This window comes from Mesorhizobium sp. B2-8-3 (assembly GCF_006440815.1).
GTDB lineage: Bacteria > Pseudomonadota > Alphaproteobacteria > Rhizobiales > Rhizobiaceae > Mesorhizobium.
Genome location: NZ_VFTW01000022.1, coordinates 16,410 through 39,492, shown reverse-complemented (window position 1 = coordinate 39,492; position 23,083 = coordinate 16,410). Strand labels below are relative to the sequence as shown.

At 63.6% G+C, this 23,083-nt stretch carries 23 protein-coding genes and 1 riboswitch; of the genes, 20 read left to right on the top strand and 3 right to left on the bottom strand.

All coding sequences use genetic code 11. The features are described from left to right. Positions 1 to 18: 18 nt before the first annotated feature. The 3 genes from cobW to FJ418_RS24930 form a co-directional block, all read right to left on the bottom strand. Positions 19 to 1,056, bottom strand: coding sequence for a cobalamin biosynthesis protein CobW (gene cobW / locus FJ418_RS24940; protein WP_140870156.1), 1,038 nt, complete (start codon positions 1,054 to 1,056; stop codon positions 19 to 21). A gap of 2 nt (positions 1,057 to 1,058) precedes the next feature. After that, positions 1,059 to 1,484 (bottom strand): DUF1636 family protein, encoded by a 426-nt coding sequence (locus tag FJ418_RS24935; RefSeq protein WP_140870152.1) that lies wholly within the window; start codon positions 1,482 to 1,484, stop codon positions 1,059 to 1,061. Between the two features lie 39 nt (positions 1,485 to 1,523). After that, a riboswitch (cobalamin riboswitch) is annotated at positions 1,524 to 1,727 on the bottom strand. Positions 1,728 to 1,757: 30 nt separating this feature from the next. Then, positions 1,758 to 2,957: a winged helix-turn-helix domain-containing protein gene (locus tag FJ418_RS24930; RefSeq protein WP_140870149.1), complete on the bottom strand. Its 1,200-nt coding sequence runs from the start codon at positions 2,955 to 2,957 to the stop codon at positions 1,758 to 1,760. A 331-nt stretch (positions 2,958 to 3,288) separates the two neighbouring features. On the opposite strand from FJ418_RS24930, the gene FJ418_RS24925 reads away from it, so the two are divergent. The 20 genes from FJ418_RS24925 to FJ418_RS24830 all read left to right on the top strand — a co-directional run bounded on the left by FJ418_RS24925 (position 3,289) and on the right by FJ418_RS24830 (position 23,013). Beyond that, a complete protein-coding gene (locus FJ418_RS24925) occupies positions 3,289 to 3,654 on the top strand; it encodes an NADH-quinone oxidoreductase subunit A (RefSeq protein WP_140644309.1) in 366 nt (121 codons plus the stop codon). Continuing rightward, positions 3,645 to 4,226, top strand: a complete 582-nt coding sequence (locus FJ418_RS24920; protein ID WP_015317338.1) for an NADH-quinone oxidoreductase subunit B — start codon at positions 3,645 to 3,647, stop codon at positions 4,224 to 4,226. Before FJ418_RS24925 ends, FJ418_RS24920 begins: the two co-directional genes overlap by 10 nt. A 4-nt stretch (positions 4,227 to 4,230) precedes the next feature. Next, on the top strand, positions 4,231 to 4,833 hold the full coding sequence (locus FJ418_RS24915; RefSeq protein ID WP_140644311.1) for an NADH-quinone oxidoreductase subunit C: 603 nt from the start codon (positions 4,231 to 4,233) through the stop codon (positions 4,831 to 4,833). 34 nt (positions 4,834 to 4,867) lie between these two features. After that, positions 4,868 to 5,245 (top strand): four helix bundle protein, encoded by a 378-nt coding sequence (locus tag FJ418_RS24910; protein WP_140870146.1) that lies wholly within the window; start codon positions 4,868 to 4,870, stop codon positions 5,243 to 5,245. 66 nt (positions 5,246 to 5,311) lie between these two features. Continuing rightward, a complete protein-coding gene (locus FJ418_RS24905) occupies positions 5,312 to 6,502 on the top strand; it encodes an NADH-quinone oxidoreductase subunit D (protein WP_140644315.1) in 1,191 nt (396 codons plus the stop codon). Continuing rightward, the gene (locus FJ418_RS24900) at positions 6,503 to 7,846 is read left to right on the top strand and encodes an NADH-quinone oxidoreductase subunit E (RefSeq protein ID WP_140784709.1); all 1,344 of its coding nucleotides are present in this window, start codon (positions 6,503 to 6,505) and stop codon (positions 7,844 to 7,846) included. It begins immediately after the preceding gene. A gap of 10 nt (positions 7,847 to 7,856) precedes the next feature. Further along, positions 7,857 to 9,161 carry an NADH-quinone oxidoreductase subunit NuoF gene (nuoF, locus tag FJ418_RS24895; RefSeq protein ID WP_140784710.1) on the top strand — a complete coding sequence of 435 codons (1,305 nt, stop codon included), beginning with the start codon at positions 7,857 to 7,859 and terminating at the stop codon, positions 9,159 to 9,161. A 75-nt stretch (positions 9,162 to 9,236) separates the two neighbouring features. Further along, positions 9,237 to 9,917 carry an NADH-ubiquinone dehydrogenase gene (locus FJ418_RS24890; RefSeq protein WP_140784711.1) on the top strand — a complete coding sequence of 227 codons (681 nt, stop codon included), beginning with the start codon at positions 9,237 to 9,239 and terminating at the stop codon, positions 9,915 to 9,917. A 73-nt stretch (positions 9,918 to 9,990) separates the two neighbouring features. After that, on the top strand, positions 9,991 to 12,072 hold the full coding sequence (nuoG, locus tag FJ418_RS24885; protein ID WP_140870143.1) for an NADH-quinone oxidoreductase subunit NuoG: 2,082 nt from the start codon (positions 9,991 to 9,993) through the stop codon (positions 12,070 to 12,072). A 2-nt stretch (positions 12,073 to 12,074) separates the two neighbouring features. Next, on the top strand, positions 12,075 to 13,118 hold the full coding sequence (gene nuoH, locus FJ418_RS24880; protein ID WP_140870140.1) for an NADH-quinone oxidoreductase subunit NuoH: 1,044 nt from the start codon (positions 12,075 to 12,077) through the stop codon (positions 13,116 to 13,118). Beyond that, positions 13,118 to 13,609, top strand: a complete 492-nt coding sequence (gene nuoI / locus FJ418_RS24875; protein ID WP_140870136.1) for an NADH-quinone oxidoreductase subunit NuoI — start codon at positions 13,118 to 13,120, stop codon at positions 13,607 to 13,609. Before nuoH ends, nuoI begins: the two co-directional genes overlap by 1 nt. 127 nt (positions 13,610 to 13,736) lie before the next feature. Next, positions 13,737 to 14,357, top strand: coding sequence for an NADH-quinone oxidoreductase subunit J (locus FJ418_RS24870; RefSeq protein ID WP_041007645.1), 621 nt, complete (start codon positions 13,737 to 13,739; stop codon positions 14,355 to 14,357). Position 14,358: 1 nt separating this feature from the next. Then, entirely contained in the window at positions 14,359 to 14,667 is a 309-nt protein-coding gene (gene nuoK, locus FJ418_RS24865) for an NADH-quinone oxidoreductase subunit NuoK (RefSeq protein ID WP_027168992.1), read from the top strand. Positions 14,668 to 14,678: 11 nt separating this feature from the next. After that, positions 14,679 to 16,652 carry an NADH-quinone oxidoreductase subunit L gene (gene nuoL, locus FJ418_RS24860; RefSeq protein WP_140870132.1) on the top strand — a complete coding sequence of 658 codons (1,974 nt, stop codon included), beginning with the start codon at positions 14,679 to 14,681 and terminating at the stop codon, positions 16,650 to 16,652. Then, the gene (locus FJ418_RS24855; protein ID WP_140653623.1) at positions 16,652 to 18,157 is read left to right on the top strand and encodes an NADH-quinone oxidoreductase subunit M; all 1,506 of its coding nucleotides are present in this window, start codon (positions 16,652 to 16,654) and stop codon (positions 18,155 to 18,157) included. The genes nuoL and FJ418_RS24855 overlap by 1 nt, the downstream gene beginning before the upstream one ends. A gap of 14 nt (positions 18,158 to 18,171) precedes the next feature. Next, complete coding sequence (gene nuoN, locus FJ418_RS24850) at positions 18,172 to 19,608, top strand: NADH-quinone oxidoreductase subunit NuoN (protein ID WP_140653621.1); 1,437 nt, start codon at positions 18,172 to 18,174, stop codon at positions 19,606 to 19,608. Between the two features lie 4 nt (positions 19,609 to 19,612). Beyond that, positions 19,613 to 20,434: a biotin--[acetyl-CoA-carboxylase] ligase gene (locus FJ418_RS24845; protein ID WP_140870129.1), complete on the top strand. Its 822-nt coding sequence runs from the start codon at positions 19,613 to 19,615 to the stop codon at positions 20,432 to 20,434. Between the two features lie 96 nt (positions 20,435 to 20,530). Beyond that, positions 20,531 to 22,201, top strand: coding sequence for a ribonuclease J (locus FJ418_RS24840; protein ID WP_140870126.1), 1,671 nt, complete (start codon positions 20,531 to 20,533; stop codon positions 22,199 to 22,201). A gap of 126 nt (positions 22,202 to 22,327) precedes the next feature. Further along, positions 22,328 to 22,732 (top strand): methylmalonyl-CoA epimerase, encoded by a 405-nt coding sequence (gene mce / locus FJ418_RS24835; RefSeq protein WP_140646677.1) that lies wholly within the window; start codon positions 22,328 to 22,330, stop codon positions 22,730 to 22,732. After that, positions 22,729 to 23,013 carry a DUF1467 family protein gene (locus tag FJ418_RS24830; RefSeq protein WP_140646676.1) on the top strand — a complete coding sequence of 95 codons (285 nt, stop codon included), beginning with the start codon at positions 22,729 to 22,731 and terminating at the stop codon, positions 23,011 to 23,013. Before mce ends, FJ418_RS24830 begins: the two co-directional genes overlap by 4 nt. Positions 23,014 to 23,083: the final 70 nt, after the last annotated feature.

The window sequence follows — 23,083 nt, the reverse complement described above, 5'->3', positions numbered from 1 at the left end:
CGCTTTTTGGTCTTTGCCTCAGCCGGCGAGGATACGCTCGATCGCCGGGCGGTTCAGCCCCTTGAGGCCGATGACGACGAGCCGCGAACGGCGGTCGTCCTCGGCCGTCCAGGCGCGGTCGTAATAATGATTGACGCGCGGGCCGACAGCCTGGAGCAGGAGCCGCATCGGCTTGCCGCCGACCTCGACGAAGCCTTTGACGCGCAGCACGTTTTCCTGCTCGGCGGCAAGGGCGACGCGCTCGGCCAGCTCATCGGGGTTGGCGACCGAAGGGATGTCGATGACGAAGGAATCGAAATCGTCGTGCTCATGGTCGAGCTCGTCGTCGTGATGGGTCTTGCGGTTCTCGATGTCGTCCTCGACGGCGAGGCCGAGACCGAGCAGCACCGACGGGTCGACCTTGCCTTGCGCGGTCGGAACGATCTTCACGGCGCGCGCGACGTGCTTGCCGATGACGGCGTTGGCGCGCTGCGATCCGGCCGCATCCATCAGGTCGCTCTTCGACAGGATGATCAGGTCGGCGCAGGCAATCTGGTCCTCGAATACCTCTTCGACCGGATCGTCATGGTCGAGCGTCACGTCCGCGGCGCGCTGGGCCTGCAGGGCATCCATGTCGGAAGCGACGCGGCCGTCGGCCAGCGCCGGACCATCAACCACGGCGACGACCCCGTCGACCGTGACGCGGCTCTTGACCGTCGGCCACTGGAAGGCCTGGACCAGCGGCTTCGGCAGAGCGAGGCCGGAGGTTTCGATCAGGATGTGGTCAACCTTGGGATTGAGCGACAGGATCTGGTCGAGCGCCGGCACGAAATCGTCGGCCACGGTGCAGCAGATGCAGCCATTGGCGAGCTCGACGATGTTTTCCTCCGGGCATGTGTCGACGCCGCAGCCTTTCAGGATATCGCCGTCGATGCCGACATCACCGAACTCGTTGACGATGATCGCCAGCCGCTTGCCCTTGGCGTTCTCGAGCAGGTTGCGAATCAGCGTCGTCTTGCCGGCGCCGAGGAAGCCGGTGACGACGGTACAGGGAACACGGGAAACGGAAGCGTTCATGGTCAGTCCTTCAGCATGTCGAGGGGAGGGATGCGGGCAACCAGGCCGCGCTTGAGAGAATCGGGCCGGCCGCGCCAGGGGATCAGGCCGTCGGTCGAGATGGCGAAGAGCTTTGCGCCGGCGATGAGGTCGGCGCCGCTGGTCGCGGTCAGATCGCCGAAGACATAGCTCCAGCAGCCGTCGCGCAGCAGCGCGGCGCTCAGCCGGCGCTTGCAATTGCCGAGGCATTCGACGGTGCGGATGCGGACGTTTTCACCGGAGGCGGCACGGCGCGTGTCTTCAGCCAGCAGCGCGCCGGCACGCGGATGGGCGTCCGAGCCGGTTTCGTCGCGGCAGGAGGAGCAGACGATGACGGTCACGCCGGCCAGCGCGTCGGGCTCGGACGAAATATCCGCACTATTTGCCGGGAAACTGCCGTTGCGATCCAAAACCAGGCTCCTTGCCCGGAAAACCCGCCGGGCATTCGGATACTTAAAGTCTCAGACGGCAGGTCTCCTGGCTCGCGAGTCGTCGCCTTGAAGGCCGCCTTCCCGGGAACATCCCAGTGGTTTTCGGCCGGGGCTCGTCGCTTACAGTTGCGGGGACAGCCGCGGATTTGGGCGTTGGCCCGCACCGCATTCCCTCTTGGCTCCTCCCTTTGCCGGGAGAAGACCGTCTGGGTCAGGATTTAGGCTTACGGCCGGGTGCCTGTCAACGCACGGCTACGACACCGCGATGTCGGCCAGCGCCGGCCCGAGGTCGCCGGCCGGCGTCACTTCGATCGCCTCCAGGCCGAGCCATGCCTGCATCTGCTTCAATTCGTCGAAGAGTTGGGCCGCCGTTTCGGCGGGAGCACCGGTTTCGGCATAGGCAGCATGGACGCGCAGCACGCTCGCCGGCCGATCGGCTCGCAGATCGACACGGGCGACGATGCGGTCGCCAAGCAGGAAGGGCAGCACGTAGTAGCCGTATTGGCGCTTTTCGGCCGGCGTGTAGAGCTCGATGCGGTAGCGGAAGCCGAAGAGTTTTTCCGTCCGGGTGCGCTCGAAGACGACGGGATCGAAGGGGGCGAGCAGGGCGCGGGCCTCTATTCGGCGTGGAAAGCGGGCGTCCTTGTGGAGATAGGCGGTCTTGTCCCAGCTCTCGACCTTCACAGGCAGCAGTTCGCCCGCTTCGACCAGTTCCTCGATGCGGTCTTTCGTATCGCCCGGCGCGAGACGAAAATAGTCGCGAAGGTCGCCATAGGTGGCGATGCCATGGGCGCGGGCCGAGATGCGCAGCAATTCGCGATGCGCGTCCTCGACCGAGGGCACCGGCAGGTCGAGCACGGCCTGCGGCAAAACGCGCTCGGGCAGGTCGTAATAGCGTTCGAAGCCGCGCCGGTAGGCAGTGGTGATGCGTCCGGCCCAGAACAGCCATTCGAAAGCGTGCTTGGCCTCGCTCCAGCCCCACCAGCCGCCATTGCCCTTGTGGCCTTCGATGTCGGACGCGGCGATCGGGCCGCGTTCGGCGACCTGCGCATAGATCTCGTCGATCATCGCCTTGCGCTCCCGGCCCCATTTCGCCAGGCCGAGATACATCTCGTCGCCCTGCTCGGCGCGCAGCATGCGCCAGCGCATCAAAGGGTAGGTTTCGACAGGCAGGAACGACGCCTCATGCGCCCAATACTCAAAGACCGCGCGCTTGCGGGTGACCGCGGCGTTGTCGAGCAGCGCAAGCGGGTAGGGGCCGAGGCGAGAATAGAGCGGCATATAATGAGCGCGCACCACAGCGCTGACGGAATCGATCTGCAACAGGCCGGTTCGTGAAAGCACGCGCGCAAGGTGGCGGCGATCCGGAACGCCGCCGGGCCTAGGGTCGTTGAACCCCTGTGCTCCGAGCGCAATGCGCCTCGCCATGGCCAGCGAAATCTTGTCCTTCATCGAGGCGCCTTGCCCTGATCATTTGCCGGATTTTTAGCCGGTGATTCCGGCCATGCTAGCAGGCAAATGGCGGGAGATATGTCAGGAGAGAAAAGTGGAGTAAAAATCGAAGGAAATCAAACAGGAGCGGATCGGACCAGTTTCTTCCGATAAGGCGTCCAGGCCGCGAATTGAACAAGGTTTGACTTGCGTCACCGAAACCGCTGCGCTAACCCTCGCCGCGTTGCAGCATGGGCCTCTTAAAACGGTTCAGCGGTTAAACTGTCACGCTTCCGCATTAGAGTTCGTTGCTGTAATCAAAGTGAACTGCCCGCCTAAGGAAAGCCGCCGCATGAGCGCACTCCTGAGTTCATATCTGCCGATCGTCCTGTTCATCGCCGTGGCGCTGGTCGTCGGCCTTGCGCTGCTCATAGCGCCGTTCCTGGTGGCCTACCGCAATCCCGACCCGGAGAAGCTTTCCGCCTATGAATGCGGCTTCAACTCGTTTGACGACGCCCGTATGAAATTCGACATCCGCTTCTACCTGGTGTCGATTCTGTTCATCATCTTCGATCTCGAGGTCGCCTTCCTGTTCCCGTGGGCGGTCTCCTTCTCCAAGGTCGGCATGCTCGGCTTCTGGTCGATGATGGTGTTCCTGGCGGTGCTGACCATCGGCTTTGCCTATGAATGGAAAAAAGGAGCGCTGGAATGGGATTGAACGACAGTTCAGGCACCCTCGTCGCGCCGAAGCCCAAGGGCATCATCGACCCCAACACCGGCAGGCCGGTGGGGGAGGACGATCCCTTCTTCCTCGAAATCAACAATGAACTGGCCGACAAGGGTTTCCTTGTCACCTCGACCGAAGCGCTGATCACCTGGGCGCGCAGCGGCTCGCTGATGTTCATGACCTTCGGCCTCGCCTGCTGCGCGGTCGAGATGATACACACCTCGATGCCGCGCTATGACTCGGAGCGCTTCGGCGTCGCGCCGCGCGCGTCGCCGCGCCAGTCCGACATCATGATCGTCGCCGGCACGCTGACCAACAAGATGGCCCCGGCGCTGCGCAAGGTCTACGACCAGATGCCGGAGCCGCGCTACGTCATCTCGATGGGCTCCTGCGCCAATGGCGGCGGCTATTATCACTATTCCTATTCGGTGGTGCGCGGCTGCGACCGCGTCGTGCCGGTCGACATCTATGTGCCCGGCTGCCCGCCGAGCGCGGAAGCGCTGCTCTACGGCATTCTCCTTCTGCAGAAGAAGATCCGCCGCACCGGCACGATCGAACGGTGAGCCGATGACCCAGGCGTTGAACGAACTCTCCACCTATCTCGGCGAGAAGCTCTCCGGCCGCATCGGCGAAGCCGTGCTTGCCTATGGCGAACTGACCGTTTCGGTTGAACCGGGCAATCTGATCGAGGTCGCGACCTTCCTGCGCGACGATCCACGCTGCCAGTTCATCTCGATCATCGACGTCTGCGGAGCGGACTACCCGTCGCGCGCCAGGCGCTTCGACGTCGTCTATCACCTATTGTCGCCGAAGCAGAATGTGCGCATCCGGCTCAAGGTCCAGGCCGACGAGGAGACGCTGGTGCCGTCGCTGACCGGCGTCTATCCCGGTGCCGACTGGTTCGAGCGCGAGACTTACGACCTTTACGGCGTGCTGTTTTCGGGCCATCCAGACCTGCGCCGCATTCTCACCGACTATGGTTTCGAGGGCCATCCGCTGCGCAAGGATTTCCCGCTGACCGGCTTCGTCGAGGTTCGTTACGACGACGAGGCCAAGCGGGTCATCTACGAGCCGGTCGAGCTCAAGCAGGAATTCCGCAATTTTGATTTTCTTTCTCCTTGGGAAGGGACGGACTACGTCCTGCCCGGAGATGAGAAGGCGAAACAGTGAGTAGGGAAGTAGTGAGTAGTCAGTAGGGAAGGAATTGGGAAAAAAGATCGAATCTTATCGCGACTTGGTGGTGTGGCAATCGGCGATGGTCCTTGCCGAGGATTGTTACCGCGTCACCAAAGGTTTTCCGACAGACGAGATCTATGGAATGACCTCCCAGATGCGCCGCTCGGCGGTATCTATCGCCGCGAATATCGCTGAAGGGTACGGTCGTGAGAATAGAGGTTCTTTCGTTCAATTTCTGCGCATGGCACAGGGTTCGTTGAAGGAACTGGAAACGCACATATTGCTGGCGTGCCGGATCGGTATGCTGGCAAGAGATAACGAGACTGAACTGCTACTGCGGTGCGAAGAGATTGGAAAAATGACGCGATCTCTGATCAGAACCGTGCAGGCCAAGCAGGCGGAATGAAGCAGGCATTGAGATTGATGATCACTACTCACTACTCACTACTGACTCTTCGCCAGAGGCGCCACAATGGCTGAAACCTCCGTCCGCAACTTCAACATCAACTTCGGTCCGCAGCACCCTGCGGCGCATGGCGTTTTGCGGCTGGTGCTGGAACTGGACGGCGAGGTGGTCGACCGCGTCGATCCGCATATCGGGCTGCTTCACCGCGGCACCGAAAAGCTGATCGAGGCCAAGACCTATCTGCAGGCCGTGCCTTATCTGGACCGGCTCGACTATTGCGCGCCGATGAACCAGGAGCATGCCTTCGCTTTGGCCGCCGAGCGGCTGCTCGGCATCGAGGTGCCGAAGCGCGGTCAGTTGATCCGCGTGCTCTATTCCGAGATGGGCCGTATCATGTCGCACATCCTCAATGTGACGACACAGGCGATGGACGTCGGCGCGCTGACCCCGCCGCTGTGGGGCTTCGTCGAGCGCGAAAAGCTGATGGTGTTCTACGAGCGCGCCTCCGGCTCGCGCATGCATGCGGCCTATTTCCGGCCGGGCGGCGTGCACCAGGACCTGCCGCAGAAGCTGGTTGAGGATATCGGCAAGTGGATCGATCCGTTCCTGAAGTCGATCGACGATCTCGATGCGCTTTTGACCGGCAACCGCATCTTCAAGCAGCGCAATGTCGATATCGGCATCGTGTCGCTGGCCGACGCCTGGGCCTGGGGCTTTTCGGGCGTGATGGTGCGCGGCTCAGGCGCCGCCTGGGACCTGCGCAAGTCGCAGCCCTATGAATGCTATTCCGAGATGGATTTCGACATCCCGATCGGCAAGAACGGCGATTGCTACGACCGTTACCTGGTGCGCATGGAAGAGATGCGCCAGTCGGCCAGGATCATGCGCCAGTGCGTCGATCTCCTGCTCGGCAAGGAAAGCGCCGGCCCGGTGTCTAACCTCGACGGCAAGGTGGTGCCGCCCAAGCGCCAGGCGATGAAGCGATCGATGGAAGCGCTCATCCATCACTTCAAGCTCTACACCGAGGGCTATCGCGTGCCGGCCGGCGAGGTGTATGCGGCCGTCGAGGCGCCGAAGGGCGAGTTCGGCGTCTACATGGTTTCCGACGGCACCAACAAGCCCTATCGCTGCAAGCTGCGCGCGCCCGGTTTCGCGCATCTGCAGGCCATGGACTTCCTGTGCCGCGGCCACATGCTGGCCGACGTCACCGCCGTGCTTGGCTCCCTCGACATCGTGTTTGGTGAGGTCGATCGCTAAATGTCAGTCCGCCGTCTCGCAGATGCCAGTGTCCAGCCAGCCTCCTTTGCCTTCAACAAGGCGAACGCGGCGGCGGCGCAGCAGTGGATCGCCAAATACCCGAAGGGGCGCGAACAGTCGGCTATCATCCCGTTGCTGATGATCGCGCAGGAGCAGGAAGGCTGGGTCACCAAGGCGGCGATCGAGACGATCTCCGACATGCTCGGCATGCCGCGCATCCGCGGCCTCGAAGTCGCGACCTTCTACACGCAGTACCAGCTCAATCCGGTCGGCACCCGCGCCCATATCCAGGTCTGCGGCACCACGCCCTGCATGCTGCGCGGCTCGGAAGCGCTGATGGATGTGTGCCGGTCAAAAATCCATCACGACCAGTTCCACACCAACGACAAGGGCACGCTGTCGTGGGAGGAGGTCGAATGCCTCGGCGCCTGCGTCAACGCGCCGATGGTCATGATCTTCAAGGACACGTTCGAGGACCTGACGCCCGAGCGGCTGGCCGAAATCATCGATCTCTACGATGCCGGCAAGGGCGCCGAGGTCAAGCCTGGCCCGCAGAACGGCCGCCACGGCTCCGAGCCGGCCGGTGGCTTGAAGACGCTGACCAGCGAAAAGGCAATCCTGAAATCGACGCGTGACAAGGAAGCCAGGGCGGCGGCGAAAGCCGCCAAGGATGCCGCCGCGGCAGCGCCGGCTGCCGCTCCTGCCGCCGTCGTCTCGCAGGCGGCACCTGCCGCAGCCCCGGCATCGGCTGCGCCAGCAGCTTCGGCGCCGGCCGCCTCAGGCCCGGTTGCGCCGTCAAAATCCAGCAAGCCGAAGACCCATGCGGCTGAAACCAGCCCGGCGCTCAACACGCCATCGCCGGTCAAGGTCGCCCCGGCCACCGAGAACGGCGCCAGCGTCAGGGCGCCGCGCCATTCGGCCGCCAACGCCAACCAGGCCGATCCGGAAGTCGAAGCGGTTTCCAAGCCACGCAGCGGGCCGAAAACAAAGGCCGAACCGGCCTCCGCTTTCAAGGCGCCGGAAACCAAGCAACCTGTCGCCAAGACGGCGAAACCTTCGCTCGACGACAAGAACCGGCCCGCCGGCATCGAGCGCCCGGCAACGGTCGACGATCTCAAGCTGATCTCCGGCGTCGGCCCGAAGATCGAAGGCACCCTGCATTCGTTGGGCATCTACACCTTCGTGCAGGTCGCCTCCTGGAAGAAGGCCGAGCGCGAATGGGTCGACGGCTATCTCAGCTTCCACGGCCGCATCGATCGCGACGACTGGGTGAAACAGGCCAAGGCGCTCGCCAAGGGCGGCGTCGCCGAATACATCCGCGTCTTCGGCAAGAAGCCGGTCTGAGGGACGAAAAATGCTTCAGGACAAAGACCGCATCTTCACCAACATCTACGGCCTCTTCGACACGTCGCTGGCTGGCGCGCAGTCGCGCGGCATCTGGGACGATACGCCCGGCCTCATCGCCAAGGGGCGCGATTGGATCGTCAACGAGATGAAGGCGTCCGGCCTGCGCGGCCGTGGCGGCGCCGGCTTCCCGACCGGATTGAAATGGTCGTTCATGCCGAAGCAGAGCGACGGCCGGCCAAGCTATCTCGTCATCAACGCCGATGAATCCGAGCCCGGCACCTGCAAGGACCGCGATATCCTGCGCAACGATCCGCACACGCTGGTCGAGGGCGCGCTGGTCGCCGGCTTCGCCATGGGCGCGATCGCCGCCTACATCTATGTGCGCGGCGAGTTCATCCGCGAGCGCGAGGCGCTGCAGCGCGCCATCGACGAGGCTTACGCGGCCAAGCTGATCGGCAAGAACAACACGTCCGGCTACGACTTCGAAGTCTACATGCATCACGGCGCCGGCGCCTATATCTGCGGCGAGGAGACCGCGCTGCTCGAAAGCCTGGAAGGCAAGAAGGGCCAGCCGAGGCTGAAGCCGCCATTCCCGGCCAATGTCGGCCTCTATGGCTGCCCGACCACCGTCAACAACGTCGAGTCGATCGCGGTGGCGCCGACCATCCTGCGCCGCGGCGCCGCCTGGTTCTCGTCCTTCGGCCGCCCGAACAATGCCGGCACCAAGCTGTTCTGCGTGTCGGGCCATGTCAACAATCCGTGCACTTTCGAAGAGACGATGTCGATCCCGTTCCGCGAGTTGATCGAGGAACATTGCGGTGGCATCCGCGGCGGCTGGGACAATCTGCTCGCGGTCATCCCGGGCGGCGCTTCGGTGCCGCTGGTGCCGGCCGAGCAGATCATGGACGCGCCGATGGATTTCGATGCGCTGCGCGACCTCAAATCCGGCCTCGGCACGGCGGCTGTCATCGTCATGGACAAGTCGACGGATATCGTGAAGGCGATCGCCAGGCTTTCCTACTTCTACAAGCATGAGAGCTGCGGCCAGTGCACGCCGTGCCGCGAAGGCACCGGCTGGATGTGGCGGGTGATGGAGCGTCTGGTGCGCGGCGAGGCTCAGAAGCGCGAGATCGACATGCTGCTCGACGTTACCAAGCAGGTCGAGGGTCACACGATCTGCGCGCTGGGCGACGCGGCCGCCTGGCCGATCCAGGGCCTGATGCGGCATTTCCGCGGCGAGGTGGAACGCCGCATCGACGAGTTTTCGCGCAACGCGCACCGGGCCGAGCCGGTGATGGTCGCGGCGGAATAAGACTTCGAAATACGGGCTTGGCCCGAAGACTGAAAAACTGGGGCGGGCACACGAAGAAACGACCAGGAGATTTCTATGGCGCCGTATTCGATACCCTACCCGTTCATGCCTGATTTGGACCAACTCGAGAAGATGAACCAGGACCTGACCAAGATGATGCCGAAGGAGATGGCCAGCGCCGTCAACCTTCTGGCGCATCCGGTCGCGGGTGCCGCGGCGATGTCGGCGCTCAGCATCGGTCTCGCGAACCATGCCGTCGGCATGTGGATGGGCGCCTTCACCGGCGCGCTGGAAGCTTCGCAGCGCATGTTCCAGCCGTTCCTCGACGATCTCGAGGCGCAGAGCGAAGCGGCCGCCAACGCGTCCAAGGCGCGCAAGGCGACCGAGACGCTGATCGCCAAGGCGCAGACCTTCGCCAAGGATGTGACCGACATCGCGGCGAACGCGACCGAGAAGGCGCTCGACGCGACCGGGGCCGATATTGTCGCCCAACCGGCCGCGGCCGGGCTGATGCCCGAGGATTTCAGGCAGCCGAAGGCCGTCGACAAGCCGGCGAAGCCTTCGGACCTGAAGGCGATTTCGGGCATCGGACCGAAGCTGGAGAAGGTGCTCAACGGTCTCGGCATCTGGACCTATGGCCAGATCGCCGCCTGGACGTCGGAAGAGATCGCCTGGGTGGAAGATTATCTGTCGCTCGCCGGCCGCATCGGCCGCGACGACTGGACTGCGCAAGCGGCGGCGCTCGCGGCCAAGTGAATTGAAATACCGGGTGCGGCTCAAGCCGCGCCCGGAAAGATAGATTGCGGACATCCGCAGGGATTTGAGGCGAATGGCAAAGCTAAAGGTCGACGGGAAAGAGATCACGGTACCCGACCATTACACGCTGCTGCAGGCGGCCGAGGACGCCGGCGCGGAAGTGCCGCGCTTCTGCTTCCACGAGCGGCTGTCGATCGCCGGCAATTGCCGCATGTGCCTGATCGAGGTGAAGGGCGGTCCGCCCAAGCCGCAGGCGTCCTGCGCCATGGGCGTGCGCGACCTGCGTCCCGGCCCGAATGGCGAGCCGCCGGAAATCTTCACCAACACGCCGATGGTCAAGAAGGCCCGCGAAGGCGTGATGGAATTCCTGCTGATCAACCATCCGCTCGATTGCCCGATCTGCGACCAGGGCGGCGAGTGCGACCTGCAGGACCAGGCGATGGCGTTCGGCGTCGATTCCTCGCGCTATCACGAGAACAAGCGCGCGGTCGAAGACAAGTATATCGGCCCGCTGGTCAAGACGGTGATGAACCGTTGCATCCATTGCACGCGCTGCGTCCGCTTCACCACCGAGGTCGCAGGCATTTCCGAGCTCGGACTGATCGGCCGCGGCGAGGATGCCGAGATCACCACCTATCTCGAACAGGCGATGACCTCCGAGCTGCAGGGCAATGTCATCGACCTTTGCCCGGTCGGCGCGCTGACCTCAAAGCCGTTCGCGTTCCAGGCGCGGCCGTGGGAACTGACCAAGACGGAATCGATTGACGTCATGGATGCCGTCGGCTCGGCGATCCGCGTCGACTCCAGAGGGCGCGAGGTGATGCGCATCCTGCCGCGCGTCAACGAGGCGGTGAACGAGGAGTGGATTTCCGACAAGACCCGCTTCATCTGGGACGGCCTGCGCACGCAGCGCCTCGACCGCCCCTATGTGCGCAAGAACGGCAAGCTGGCGCCGGCAAGCTGGGCGGAAGCCTTCGCCGCCATCAAGGACGAAGTGGGCAAGGCGGCGCCCGAGCGGGTCGGCGCGATCGCCGGCGACCTCGCGGCGGTCGAGGAAATCTACGCGCTCAAGCTTTTGATGGCGGCGCTCGGCTCGAAGAACATCGACTGCCGCCAGGATGGTGCCGCGCTCGATCCGTCGCTCGGCCGCGCCAGCTACATCTTCAATCCGACCATAGAAGGCATCGAGCAGGCCGACGCGGTGCTGATCATCGGCGCCAATCCGCGCTTCGAGGCCTCGGTGCTCAACGCCCGCATCCGCAAGCGCTGGCGCGTCGGCAACCTGCCGGTCGGCGTCATCGGCGAGATCGGCGACACCCGCTACGACTATGAGCTGATCGGCGCCGGCCCCGAATCCCTGAAGGGCCTGGCCGACGGCAACGGCAAATTCTTCGAGGTGCTGAGCAAGGCCACGCATCCGCTGATCATCGTCGGCCAGGGCGCGCTGGCGCGCGCCGACGGCGCCGCTGTGCTCGGCCAGGCGGCAAAGCTCGCGGCCGCCGTCAACGCGGTCACCGCCGACTGGAACGGCTTTGCGGTGCTGCACAACGCCGCGGCAAGAGTCGGCGGCCTCGATGTCGGCTTCGTGCCGGGCGAGGGCGGCAAGGATGTCGCCGGCATGCTGGGCGATACCGATGTGCTGTTCCTGCTCGGCGCCGACGAGATCGACATGGCCAGGACCGGCGGCGCCTTCGTCGTCTATATCGGCACGCATGGCGATGCCGGCGCGCACCGCGCCAATGTCATCCTGCCGGCCGCCGCCTACACCGAGAAGTCCGGCACCTATGTCAACACGGAAGGCCGCGTGCAGCAGACCAATCGCGCCGGCTTCGCCCCTGGCGAGGCGCGCGAGGACTGGGCGATCCTGCGGGCGCTCTCCGACGTGCTCGGCAAGAAGCTGCCCTTCGATTCGCTGGCGCAGCTGCGCGCCAAGCTCTATGGCGAGTTCCCGCATCTCGCCCGCATCGACCAGGTGCAAGCGGGCAGCGGCGACGACATCGCCAAGGTGGCGAAGCTCGGCGGCCGGCTTAACAAGGGCACCTTCACCTCGCCGGTGAAGGATTTTTATCTCACCAACCCGATCGCGCGAGCGTCGGCCGTGATGGCCGAATGCTCGGCGCTGGCCAAGAGCGGCTTCAAGCAGGCGGCGGAATAAGCATGGACACTTTCTTCTTCCTCTATGTGGCGCCGGCGCTCTGGATTCTGGGCGAGTCGATGCTCCTCATCGCCGTGCTTCTGATCGGCGTCGCCTATCTGCTTTATGCCGACCGCAAGATCTGGGCGGCGGTGCAATTGCGGCGTGGGCCGAACGTCGTCGGTCCATGGGGAACGCTGCAGGCCTTTGCCGACCTTCTGAAATTCGTCTTCAAGGAGCCGGTGATCCCGTCGGGCGCCAACAAGGGCGTGTTCCTCCTGGCGCCGCTGGTGTCGGCGGTGCTGGCGATCTCGGCCTGGGCGGTCATTCCGGTCAACGAGGGATGGGCGATCGCCAACATCAATGTCGGCATCCTCTATGTCTTCGCCATCTCCTCGCTCGAGGTCTACGGCGTGATCATGGGCGGCTGGGCCTCGAACTCCAAATACCCGTTCCTCGGCGCGCTGCGCTCGGCCGCGCAGATGGTGTCCTACGAAGTCTCGATCGGCTTCGTCATCGTCACCGTGCTGCTCTGTGTCGGCTCGCTCAACCTCTCCGACATCGTCATGTCGCAGCAGGACGGTCTCGGCACCAAGCTCGGCCTGCCCAACACCTTCCTCGACTGGCACTGGCTGTCGCTGCTGCCGATGTTCGTGGTGTTCTTCATCTCTGCGCTGGCCGAGACCAACCGCCCGCCCTTCGATCTTGTGGAGGCGGAATCGGAACTCGTCGCCGGCCACATGGTCGAATATTCGTCGACGCCGTTCCTGCTCTTCTTCCTCGGCGAGTATGTCGCCGTCGTCCTGATGTGCGCGCTGGCGACCATCCTGTTCCTCGGCGGCTGGCTGCCCCCGTTCAACTTCGCGCCCTTCACCTGGGTACCGGGCGTTATCTGGTTCGTGCTGAAGATCTGCCTGATGTTCTTCATGTTCTCGATGGTGAAGGCTTTCGTGCCGCGCTACCGCTACGACCAGCTGATGCGGCTGGGCTGGAAAGTATTCCTGCCGATCTCGCTGTTCATGGTCGTGGCCACCGCGGCCTTCCTCAAGATCACAGGGTTTGCGTGATGTCCGCTCTGGCCCAGGCCGCAAAGTCGCTGCTGCTGAAGGATTTCGTCAGCGCCTTCTTCCTTTCGATGCACCAGTTCTTCGCGCCGAAGGAAACGATCAACTATCCGCATGAGAAGGGGCCGACCAGCCCGCGCTTCCGTGGCGAGCATGCGCTGCGCCGTTACCCGAACGGCGAGGAACGCTGCATCGCCTGCAAGCTCTGCGAAGCGATCTGCCCGGCGCAGGCCATCACCATCGAAGCCGGGCCGCGCCGCAATGACGGCACGCGCCGCACCGTGCGCTACGACATCGACATGGTGAAATGCATCTATTGCGGCTTCTGCCAGGAAGCCTGCCCCGTCGACGCCATCGTCGAGGGGCCGAATTTCGAATTCGCGACCGAGACGCGCGAGGAGCTTTACTACAACAAGGAAAAGCTGCTGGCGAACGGCGATCGCTGGGAGCGGGAGCTGGCGCGCAACATCGCGCTCGACTCGCCCTATCGCTGACATTTGACGCATGGACGGGGCGAGGGGCCTCGTCTAAGGAACACGCGGCTTCGGTACCGGAGGCGGAACGAAGCCACAGACAATGGAGAGGGCGAATGTCCAATCCGACAGGAACCCGGGGGAACCCATGCTGAGTGGATTAGAGGCGGCCTTTTTCTACCTCTTCGCCTTTATCGCCGTGGCGTCGGCCTTCATGGTCATTTCGTCGCGCAACCCCGTGCATTCCGTGCTGTTCCTGATCCTCACCTTCTTCAACGCCGCCGGCCTGTTCATGCTGACCGGCGCCGAGTTCCTGGCGATGATCCTGCTCGTCGTCTATGTCGGCGCGGTGATGGTGCTGTTCCTGTTCGTCGTCATGATGCTCGACGTCGACTTCGCCGAGATGAAGCAGGGCGCGCTGCAATACGCGCCGATCGGCGCGCTGGTCGGGCTGATCCTGGCGGCGGAACTGATCATAGTGCTCGGCGGCTACACATTCGCGCCGCAGCTTGCCTCGACCGTCGCCAAGGCAACGCCGGATCTCGCCACGCGCTCCAACACGGCGGCGCTCGGCGACATCCTCTATACGGACTACCTCTATTATTTCCAGATTTCCGGCCTGGTGCTGCTGGTCGCCATGATCGGCGCCATCGTCTTGACGCTGCGCCACAAGGAAGGCGTCAAGCGGCAGTCGATCGCCGCGCAGGTCGGCCGCACGCCTGCGACGGGCATGGAAATCCGCAAGGTCAAATCGGGCGAGGGCATCTGAGATGGTCGTCGGCATTGCACATTATCTGACCGTATCGGCGATCCTGTTCACGCTCGGCGTGTTCGGCATCTTCCTGAACCGCCGCAACATCATCGTCATCCTGATGTCGATCGAGCTCATCCTGCTTGCGGTCAACATCAACTTCGTCGCTTTCTCGGCGGCGCTGCATGACCTCGTCGGACAGGTCTTTGCCCTGTTCGTGCTGACGGTCGCGGCGGCCGAGGCCGCGATCGGTCTTGCCATTCTTGTCGTCTTCTTCCGCAACCGCGGCTCGATCGCGGTCGAAGACGTGAGCGCGATGAAGGGTTGACGGGAACCACCATGTATCAGGCTATCGTCTTCCTTCCGCTGCTTGGCTTCCTGATTGTCGGCCTGTTCGGCAATTCGCTTGGCGCCAAGGCTTCCGAATACATCACCTCCGGCTTCCTGGTGATCGCGGCTGTGCTGTCGTGGATCGCCTTCTTCAGCGTCGGCTTCGGCCATGGCGAGGTGTTCACCGTGCCGGTGCTGCGCTGGATCCAGTCGGGCGGCATCGACGCGTCGTGGGCGCTCAGGATCGATACGCTGACGGTGGTGATGCTGGTCGTCGTCAACACGGTGTCGGCGCTGGTTCACATCTATTCGATCGGCTACATGCACCACGATCCGAACCGTCCGCGCTTCTTTGCCTATCTGTCGCTGTTCACCTTCGCGATGCTGATGCTGGTGACGGCCGATAACCTCATCCAGATGTTCTTCGGCTGGGAGGGCGTCGGTCTCGCCTCCTATCTCTTGATCGGCTTCTGGTACAAGAAGCCGTCGGCCAATGCGGCGGCGATCAAGGCTTTCGTCGTCAACCGCGTCGGCGACTTCGGCTTCGCGCTCGGCATTTTCGGCGTCTTCGTGCTGTTCGGCTCGGTCAATCTCGGCACCATCTTCGCCAATGCGGCCTCCTTCCTGCCGGCCGAAGGCGCGCCGGCGGGCGCTGCCGTGCTCACTTTCCTCGGCCACGCGCTCGACAAGCAGTCGGCGCTGACCGTGGTCTGCCTGCTGCTCTTCATGGGCGCCATGGGCAAGTCGGCGCAGGTGCCGCTGCACACCTGGCTGCCGGACGCCATGGAAGGCCCGACGCCGGTCTCCGCGCTCATCCACGCGGCGACCATGGTGACCGCCGGCGTGTTCATGCTGGCAAGGCTCTCGCCGCTGTTCGAGCTGTCGCATACGGCGCTGACCGTTGTCACCTTCGTCGGCGCCTTCACCGCCTTCTTCGCGGCGACGGTCGGCCTGGTCCAGAACGACATCAAGCGCGTCATAGCCTATTCGACCTGCTCGCAGCTCGGCTATATGTTTGTGGCGCTCGGCGTCGGCGCTTATGGCGCGGCGATCTTCCACCTGTTCACGCACGCGTTCTTCAAGGCGCTGCTGTTCCTCGGCTCCGGCTCGGTCATCCACGCTGTCTCCGATGAGCAGGACATGCGCAAGATGGGCGGCCTTCGCAATCTGATCCCGAAGACTTACTGGATGATGGTCATCGGCACGCTGGCGCTGACCGGCGTCGGCATTCCGGCGACGGTGATCGGCACCGCCGGCTTCTTCTCCAAGGACGCCATCATCGAAACCTCCTTCGCCAGCCACAATGCGGTCGCCGGCTTCGCCTTTATCCTGCTGGTGGTCGCCGCCTGCTTCACCAGCTTCTACTCCTGGCGCTTAATCTTCATGACCTTCCACGGCGAGCCGCGCGCCAGCCACGAGGTCATGCACCATGTCCATGAATCGCCGCCTGTGATGCTGGTGCCGCTCTATGTGCTGGCCGCCGGCGCGCTGTTCGCGGGTATCATCTTCCACGGCGCTTTCATCGGCGAAGGCTATGGCGAGTTCTGGAAGGCGTCGTTGTTCACGCTGCCGGACAACCACATCCTGCACGAGATCCACGAATTGCCGTTGTGGGTGGAATTGGCGCCGTTCGTCGCCATGGTGATCGGCCTGCTGGTCGCCTGGCAGTTCTATATCCGCAAGCCGGAGGCGCCGAAGGAACTGGCGGCTAACCATCGCGGCCTTTACGCCTTCCTGCTCAACAAGTGGTATTTCGACGAGCTCTACGACTTCCTGTTCGTGCAGCCGGCCAAGCGCCTCGGCCGCTTCCTGTGGAAGACCGGTGACGGCACGATCATCGACGGTCTCGGCCCGGACGGCATCTCGGCGCGTGTCGTCGACGTCACCAACCGGGTCGTCAAGCTGCAGACCGGCTACCTCTATCACTACGCCTTCGCCATGCTGATCGGCGTGGCCGCTCTCGTCACCTGGATGATGCTCTGATGACCGACTGGCCAATCCTCTCGCTGGTCACCTTCCTGCCGCTGGTTGGTGTTCTGCTCATCCTGTTCATCGACGATGACAATGAGAACGCGCGCCGCAACATCCGCGCCATCGCCTTCATCACGACGGCGTTCACCTTCGTCATCTCGCTGTTCATCTGGACGGGCTTCGACAATTCGCAGGCCGGCTTCCAGTTCGTCGAGAAGCACGCCTGGCTGGATTCGGGCATCTCCTACCACATGGGCGTCGACGGCATTTCGATGCTGTTCGTCATCCTGACCACCTTCCTGATGCCGTTCTGCATCCTGGCCTCCTGGGAAGCGATCGAGAAGCGGGTCAAGGCCTATATGATCGCCTTCCTGATCCTCGAGACGCTGATGATCGGCGTGTTCTGCGCGCTCGACATCGTCTTGTTCTACGTCTTCTTCGAGGCCGGCCTGATCCCGATGTTCATCATCATCGGCGTCTGGGGCGGCAAGCGCCGTGTCTATGCCTCGTTCAAGTTCTTCCTCTATACGCTCGCCGGCTCGGTGCTGATGCTGCTCGCCATCATGGCGATGTTCTTCCAGTCGGGCACCACCGATATCCCGACGCTTTTGACGCATAATTTCCCGGCCAGCATGCAGACCTGGCTGTGGCTCGCCTTCTTCGCCTCCTTCGCGGTGAAGATGCCGATGTGGCCGGTGCACACCTGGCTGCCCGACGCCCACGTCGAGGCGCCGACCGCCGGTTCGGTCATCCTGGCCGGCATCCTCCTGAAGATGGGAGGATACGGCTTCCTGCGCTTCTCGCTGCCGATGTTCCCGGAGGCATCGGCGATGTTCGCGCCGCTGGTGTTCACGCTCTCGGTCGTTGCCATCATCTACACCTCGCTGGTGGCGCTGATGCAGGAGGACATGAAGAAGCTGATCGCCTATTCGTCGGTAGCCCACATGGGCTTCGTCACCATGGGCATCTTCGCGATGAACCAGGAAGGCGTGCAGGGCGCGATCTTCCAGATGCTCAGCCACGGCCTCGTCTCAGGCGCGCTGTTCCTGTGCGTCGGCGTCATCTACGACCGCATGCATACGCGCGAGATCGACGCCTATGGCGGCCTCGTCAACAACATGCCGAAATACGCGACCGTGTTCATGATCTTCACCATGGCCAATGTCGGCCTGCCGGGCACCAGCGGCTTCATCGGCGAATTCCTGACCATGCTCGGCGTGTTCAAGGTCAACACCTGGGTGGCGTTCTTCGCCGCCACCGGCGTCATCCTGTCGGCGGCCTATGCGCTGTGGCTCTATCGCCGGGTGATCTTCGGCGCGCTGACCAAGGACAGCCTGAAGAACCTGCTCGATCTGTCGCCGCGCGAGAAGGCGATCGTCTATCCGCTGGTGGTGCTGGTGATCTTCTTCGGCGTCTACCCGGCGCCGGTGTTCGACGCGACGGCCGCTTCGGTCAAGACGCTCGTCACCAACGTCACCGCATCCATCAATTCCGCGCAGACCGCGGCGGCGAACTGACTGGGGAATAGACCATGACGCCGGACCTTCTCTCCAGCCTTTCGCTCTCGACGCCGGAACTGATCCTGGCCGTCGGCGCGCTGGTGCTCCTGATGATCGGAGCCTATTCGCGCTCCAACAACACCACGACCGTGACCGGCCTGGCCGTGCTCGTGCTGGTGGTGGCCGGCCTGTGGCTCGCTTTCTCCGGCGGACGGGGAGCCGCCTATGGCGGCGCCTTCGTGCAGGATTCCTTCAGCGCCTTCATGAAGATGCTGGCACTGATCGGCTCGGCGGTGACGCTGGTCATGTCGATGCGCTTCGCGCGCCAGGAGCATTTCGACAAGTTCGAATTCCCGGTTCTTATCCTGCTCTGCACGCTCGGCATGATGCTGATGATCTCGGCCAACGGCATGATTGGGCTCTATCTCGGGCTCGAGCTGCAGTCGCTGGCGATCTACGTGCTCGCGGCGATCAACCGCGACAATCTGCGTTCGACCGAGGCGGGCCTGAAATATTTCGTCCTCGGCGCGCTGTCGTCGGGCATGCTGCTCTACGGCATCAGCCTCGTCTACGGCTACACCGGCAACACCGGCTTCCAGGAGATCGCGACGGCGCTCTCCAGCGGCGAGCGCCAGCTCGGTCTCGTCTTCGGCCTGGTGTTCGTGCTCGCCGGCCTTGCCTTCAAGATCTCGGCCGTGCCGTTCCATATGTGGACGCCTGACGTCTACGAAGGCGCACCGACGCCGATCACCGCCTTCCTGGCCGCCGCGCCGAAAATGGCGGCGATGGCGCTGATCGTGCGCGTCACCATGGGCGCCTTCAAGCCGATCGCTTCGGACTGGCAGCAGATCGTCGTCTTCATCTCGATCGCCTCGATGGCGCTCGGCGCCTTCGCGGCCATCGGCCAGACCAACATCAAGCGCCTGATGGCCTATTCCTCGATCGGCCATATGGGCTATGCGCTGGTCGGCCTTGCCGCCAACAGCCAGGCCGGCGTGCGCGGCGTCGCCATCTACATGCTGATCTATCTGGTGATGACGCTCGGCACCTTCGCCTTCATCCTCGCCATGCGGCGCAAGGAGGGCAATGTCGAGCAGATCAGCGATCTCGCCGGCCTGTCCTCGACCAACCCGATCATGGCCACCATTCTCACCATCCTGATGTTCTCGCTGGCCGGTATTCCGCCGCTCGCGGGTTTCTGGGGGAAGTGGTACGTGTTTCTGGCCGCCATCAACGCGCATCTCTACGCGCTGGCGATCATCGGCGTGCTGGCCTCGGTGGTGGGCGCCTACTACTATCTGCGCATCATCAAGATCATGTGGTTCGACGAGCCGGTCGGCGGTTTCGTGCCGATGGCCAGCGAGCTGCGCCTTGTGCTCGGCGTCAGCGGCGCCTTCGTGCTGTTCTATGTGCTGATCGGCGGGCCGATCGGCAATTATGCCGAAGCCGCCGCCAAGACCTTCTTCTGACGGTATGGCATTTCGACTGGCTCCAACCGCGGCGTCGGAGGGGTTCCGGCTCGAAGCGCATGACAGCGTCGGCTCGACCAACGCGCTGGCGCTGGAACACGCGCGCGCCGGCGATCCCGGCAAGCTCTGGGTCGTTTCGAAGAAGCAGGAAAGCGGCCGCGGACGCCGTGGCCGTGTCTGGGCCACGCCCGAAGGCAATCTTGCGGCGACACTGCTTCTGGTTCCGGGCGGCGAGCTGCGGCTTGCCGCGACGCTCGGCTTCGTCGCGGGGCTGGCGCTGGCCGACGCGCTCGACGCCGTCGTGCCGAAGGGCCGGATCGCCGTCGCCTTGGATGGCGCGAGCCAGGGGCGCAACCGCTTCGAGCTGAAATGGCCGAACGACGTGCTGGCCTCGGGCGCCAAGCTTGCCGGCATATTGCTGGAATCGACGATGCTGGAAGGCGGCCGCTTCGCGGTTGCGGTCGGCATCGGCGTCAATGTCGTGACCTACCCGGAAGATTTGCCTTATCCGGCGACGTCGCTGCAGGCATTGGGTGCGCAGTGCGACGCCGAAACCCTGTTCCTGGCGCTTTCGGATGCCTGGAGCGAGAATGCCCGGATGTGGGATGACGGGCGTGGGCTCGATGCCATCAGAAAGCGCTGGCTTGGCCGGGCAGCGGGGCTCGGCGGCGAGGTTGCTGTCAGAATTGACGGCAATGTGGTGCGCGGCGTCTTCGAGACCATTGACGAGGACTGCCGTTTCGTGATCCGCGACGATGAGGGATCGGTTTTGACGATCGCGGCCGGCGACGTGCATTTCGGCGCCGTCGCCTCGGCCCGGGTATAATTTTGTTTTTGCGCAATTCCGGACGAAAAACCGTGACACGCTTTTCCCGGAATTGCGCCAACGGCTTGGCCAAGGCGGCCAGGAAGGAAAGAATTCATGGCGAATAAGGAAAACGCCGAGCTCGTTTTCGCGCCGCTGGGCGGCGTTGGCGAGATCGGCATGAACTTCGCCCTTTACGGCTATGGGCCTTCCGACGCGCGCGAATGGATCATTGTCGATGTCGGCGTCACCTTTCCGGACTCGGCACATCCCGGCGTCGATCTCATCCTGCCCGATACGCGCTTCATCGAGGAGAATCTCGACGGCCTGCGCGGCATCGTCATCACGCATGCGCATGAGGACCACTACGGCGCGCTGCTCGATATCTGGCCGAAGCTTAAAGTCCCGGTCTGGATGACGCCGTTCACTGCCGGCCTGCTCGAGGCCAAGCGGCAGGGCGAGCAGAACGCCCCGAAGATTCCGGCGTCGATCTACCGGGCCGGCGAGACATTCACCATCGGGCCGTTCGCGATCGAGGCCATTCCAGTGGCGCATTCGATCCCCGAACCGATGTCGCTGGCGATCACCACGCCCGCCGGCACCGTCATCCACACCGGCGACTGGAAGATAGACCCGGCGCCGACGATCGGCCCGAAGACCGACGAGGCGCGTTTCCGCGCCTATGGCGACAGGGGCGTGCTGGCGCTGATCTGCGATTCCACCAACGCGTTGAGGGAAGGGGAGTCGCCCTCGGAAGTCGCGGTCGGCGAAGGCCTCAAGGGCGTCATCGAGAAAGCCAAGGGGCGCGTTGCCGTCACCACTTTCTCCTCCAATGTCGGGCGCATCGTCTCGATCGCCAGGGCGGCACGCGATGCCGGCCGGCAGTGCCTGGTGCTCGGCCGCTCGCTGAAGCGCGTCATCGATGTGGCGGGCGAGCTCGGCTACATGGATGGCCTGCCGGAGTTCATCGCCGAGGAAGACTACGGCTATATCCCGCGCGAGAACCTGGTGATCATCTGCACGGGCAGCCAGGGCGAGCCGCTGGCCGCGCTTGCCAAGCTTTCGCGCGACGAGATGAAGTCGGTGGCGCTGACGGCCGGCGATACCGTCGTGTTTTCCTCGCGCACCATTCCCGGCAACGAGAAGGCGATTCTCGAGATCAAGAACCGGCTGATCGATCTTGGCATGAAGATCATCGAGGACGGCGATGCGCTGGTGCATGTGTCGGGCCATCCGCGCCGCAGCGAGTTGCGCAAGATGTATGAATGGGTCCGGCCGCAGATCGGCGTTCCCGTGCATGGCGAGGCGGCGCATCTGGTGGCGCAGGGCTCGCTGATGTCGATGTCGGGCATCGGCCAGGTGGCGCAGGTGCGCGATGGAGACATGCTCAGGCTCTGGCCCGGCCCGGCGACGATCATCGACCAGGTGCCGTTCGGGCGGCTCTACAAGGATGGCTCGCTGATCGGCACCGACCAGGCGATGGGCATACGCGATCGCCGCAAGCTTTCCTTCGCCGGCCATGTCGCCGTCAATGTCGTGCTCGACGACAAATATGAGCTTGCCGGCGATCCCGACCTGGTGGCGATCGGCGTCGCCGAGGCCGATGCCAGCGGCGAGACGCTGGAGGACCTGATGCTCGATGCGGCAATCGGCGCGGTGGACTCCATTCCACGCCAGCGCCGAAAAGATCTCGACCTGGTGCAGGAAGCGGTGCGCCGTGCCGTGCGCGGCGCCGCCAACGAAGCCTGGGGCAAGAAGCCGCTGGTGACTGTGTTTGTGACGAGATGAAGGAGTAGGCAGTAGGCAATAGGAAAGCGATTGCTTTTTAGCTCGCCAAATTTGCTTCTTCTCTACTGCCTACTGCCTACTGCCTACTGCCTACTGCCTACTGCCTACTGCCTAGGGAAACCGCCAATGCTTGGACGCCTGAACCATGTCGCGCTTGCCGTGCCGGATCTGGCCGCGGCAATGGCCGCCTATCGCGATACGCTGGGCGCGCGGTTGAGCGCGCCGCAGGCGCTGCCCGAGCATGGCGTGAGCGTGGTGTTCGTCGATGTCGGCAACACCAAGATCGAGTTGCTGGAGCCGCTGGGCGAGACTTCACCCATCGCCGCGTTCCTCGAGAAGAATCCATCCGGCGGCATGCATCACGTCTGCTACGAGGTCGACGACATCCTGGCCGCTCGCGATCATTTGAAGCAAAGCGGCGCGCGCGTGCTGGGCGACGGCAATCCGAAGATCGGCGCGCACGGCAAGCCGGTGCTGTTCCTGCACCCCAAGGATTTCTTCGGCACGCTGGTCGAACTGGAGCAGATATGAACTGGATACTGTTCGCCGCGCTGTTCTTCGTCATCTGGTGGATGGTGCTGTTCGTTGTTCTTCCGTTCAGCTTGCGCACCCAGGACGACGACCAGGATGTCACGCTTGGCACCGTTTCCAGCGCGCCGCGGGGCCCGCATATGCTGCGCGCCTTCGTCCGCGCGACGATCGTGACGGTGGTCGTGATGGGCATTCTCTACGGCTTGACGATGGGCCTGGGGTATAGCTTCGACGACGTCATGCGGATCATGCCGGACTTCACGCCGGACGTCAGTCACTGAAGGCGACAACGCAGTTTCCGCAAGTATTGAGCAGCATACGCGCGCCAAGGTTGAGATCGGAAGCCGGCTG

Excerpts from the sequence above, each read along its gene's own strand:
- cobW (WP_140870156.1), bottom strand. The coding sequence starts at position 1,056 with ATGAACGCTTCCGTTTCCCGTGTTCCCTGTACCGTCGTCACCGGCTTC.
- nuoK (WP_027168992.1), top strand. The coding sequence starts at position 14,359 with ATGGTCGTCGGCATTGCACATTATCTGACCGTATCGGCGATCCTGTTC.
- FJ418_RS24870 (WP_041007645.1), top strand. The coding sequence starts at position 13,737 with ATGCTGAGTGGATTAGAGGCGGCCTTTTTCTACCTCTTCGCCTTTATC.
- FJ418_RS24845 (WP_140870129.1), top strand. The coding sequence starts at position 19,613 with ATGGCATTTCGACTGGCTCCAACCGCGGCGTCGGAGGGGTTCCGGCTC.
- nuoN (WP_140653621.1), top strand. The coding sequence starts at position 18,172 with ATGACGCCGGACCTTCTCTCCAGCCTTTCGCTCTCGACGCCGGAACTG.
- FJ418_RS24830 (WP_140646676.1), top strand. The coding sequence starts at position 22,729 with ATGAACTGGATACTGTTCGCCGCGCTGTTCTTCGTCATCTGGTGGATG.
- nuoL (WP_140870132.1), top strand. The coding sequence starts at position 14,679 with ATGTATCAGGCTATCGTCTTCCTTCCGCTGCTTGGCTTCCTGATTGTC.
- FJ418_RS24900 (WP_140784709.1), top strand. The coding sequence starts at position 6,503 with ATGTCAGTCCGCCGTCTCGCAGATGCCAGTGTCCAGCCAGCCTCCTTT.
- FJ418_RS24840 (WP_140870126.1), top strand. The coding sequence starts at position 20,531 with ATGGCGAATAAGGAAAACGCCGAGCTCGTTTTCGCGCCGCTGGGCGGC.
- mce (WP_140646677.1), top strand. The coding sequence starts at position 22,328 with ATGCTTGGACGCCTGAACCATGTCGCGCTTGCCGTGCCGGATCTGGCC.
- FJ418_RS24905 (WP_140644315.1), top strand. The coding sequence starts at position 5,312 with ATGGCTGAAACCTCCGTCCGCAACTTCAACATCAACTTCGGTCCGCAG.
- FJ418_RS24925 (WP_140644309.1), top strand. The coding sequence starts at position 3,289 with ATGAGCGCACTCCTGAGTTCATATCTGCCGATCGTCCTGTTCATCGCC.
- nuoI (WP_140870136.1), top strand. The coding sequence starts at position 13,118 with ATGTCCGCTCTGGCCCAGGCCGCAAAGTCGCTGCTGCTGAAGGATTTC.
- nuoF (WP_140784710.1), top strand. The coding sequence starts at position 7,857 with ATGCTTCAGGACAAAGACCGCATCTTCACCAACATCTACGGCCTCTTC.
- nuoG (WP_140870143.1), top strand. The coding sequence starts at position 9,991 with ATGGCAAAGCTAAAGGTCGACGGGAAAGAGATCACGGTACCCGACCAT.
- FJ418_RS24920 (WP_015317338.1), top strand. The coding sequence starts at position 3,645 with ATGGGATTGAACGACAGTTCAGGCACCCTCGTCGCGCCGAAGCCCAAG.
- nuoH (WP_140870140.1), top strand. The coding sequence starts at position 12,075 with ATGGACACTTTCTTCTTCCTCTATGTGGCGCCGGCGCTCTGGATTCTG.
- FJ418_RS24930 (WP_140870149.1), bottom strand. The coding sequence starts at position 2,957 with ATGAAGGACAAGATTTCGCTGGCCATGGCGAGGCGCATTGCGCTCGGA.
- FJ418_RS24915 (WP_140644311.1), top strand. The coding sequence starts at position 4,231 with ATGACCCAGGCGTTGAACGAACTCTCCACCTATCTCGGCGAGAAGCTC.
- FJ418_RS24890 (WP_140784711.1), top strand. The coding sequence starts at position 9,237 with ATGGCGCCGTATTCGATACCCTACCCGTTCATGCCTGATTTGGACCAA.
- FJ418_RS24855 (WP_140653623.1), top strand. The coding sequence starts at position 16,652 with ATGACCGACTGGCCAATCCTCTCGCTGGTCACCTTCCTGCCGCTGGTT.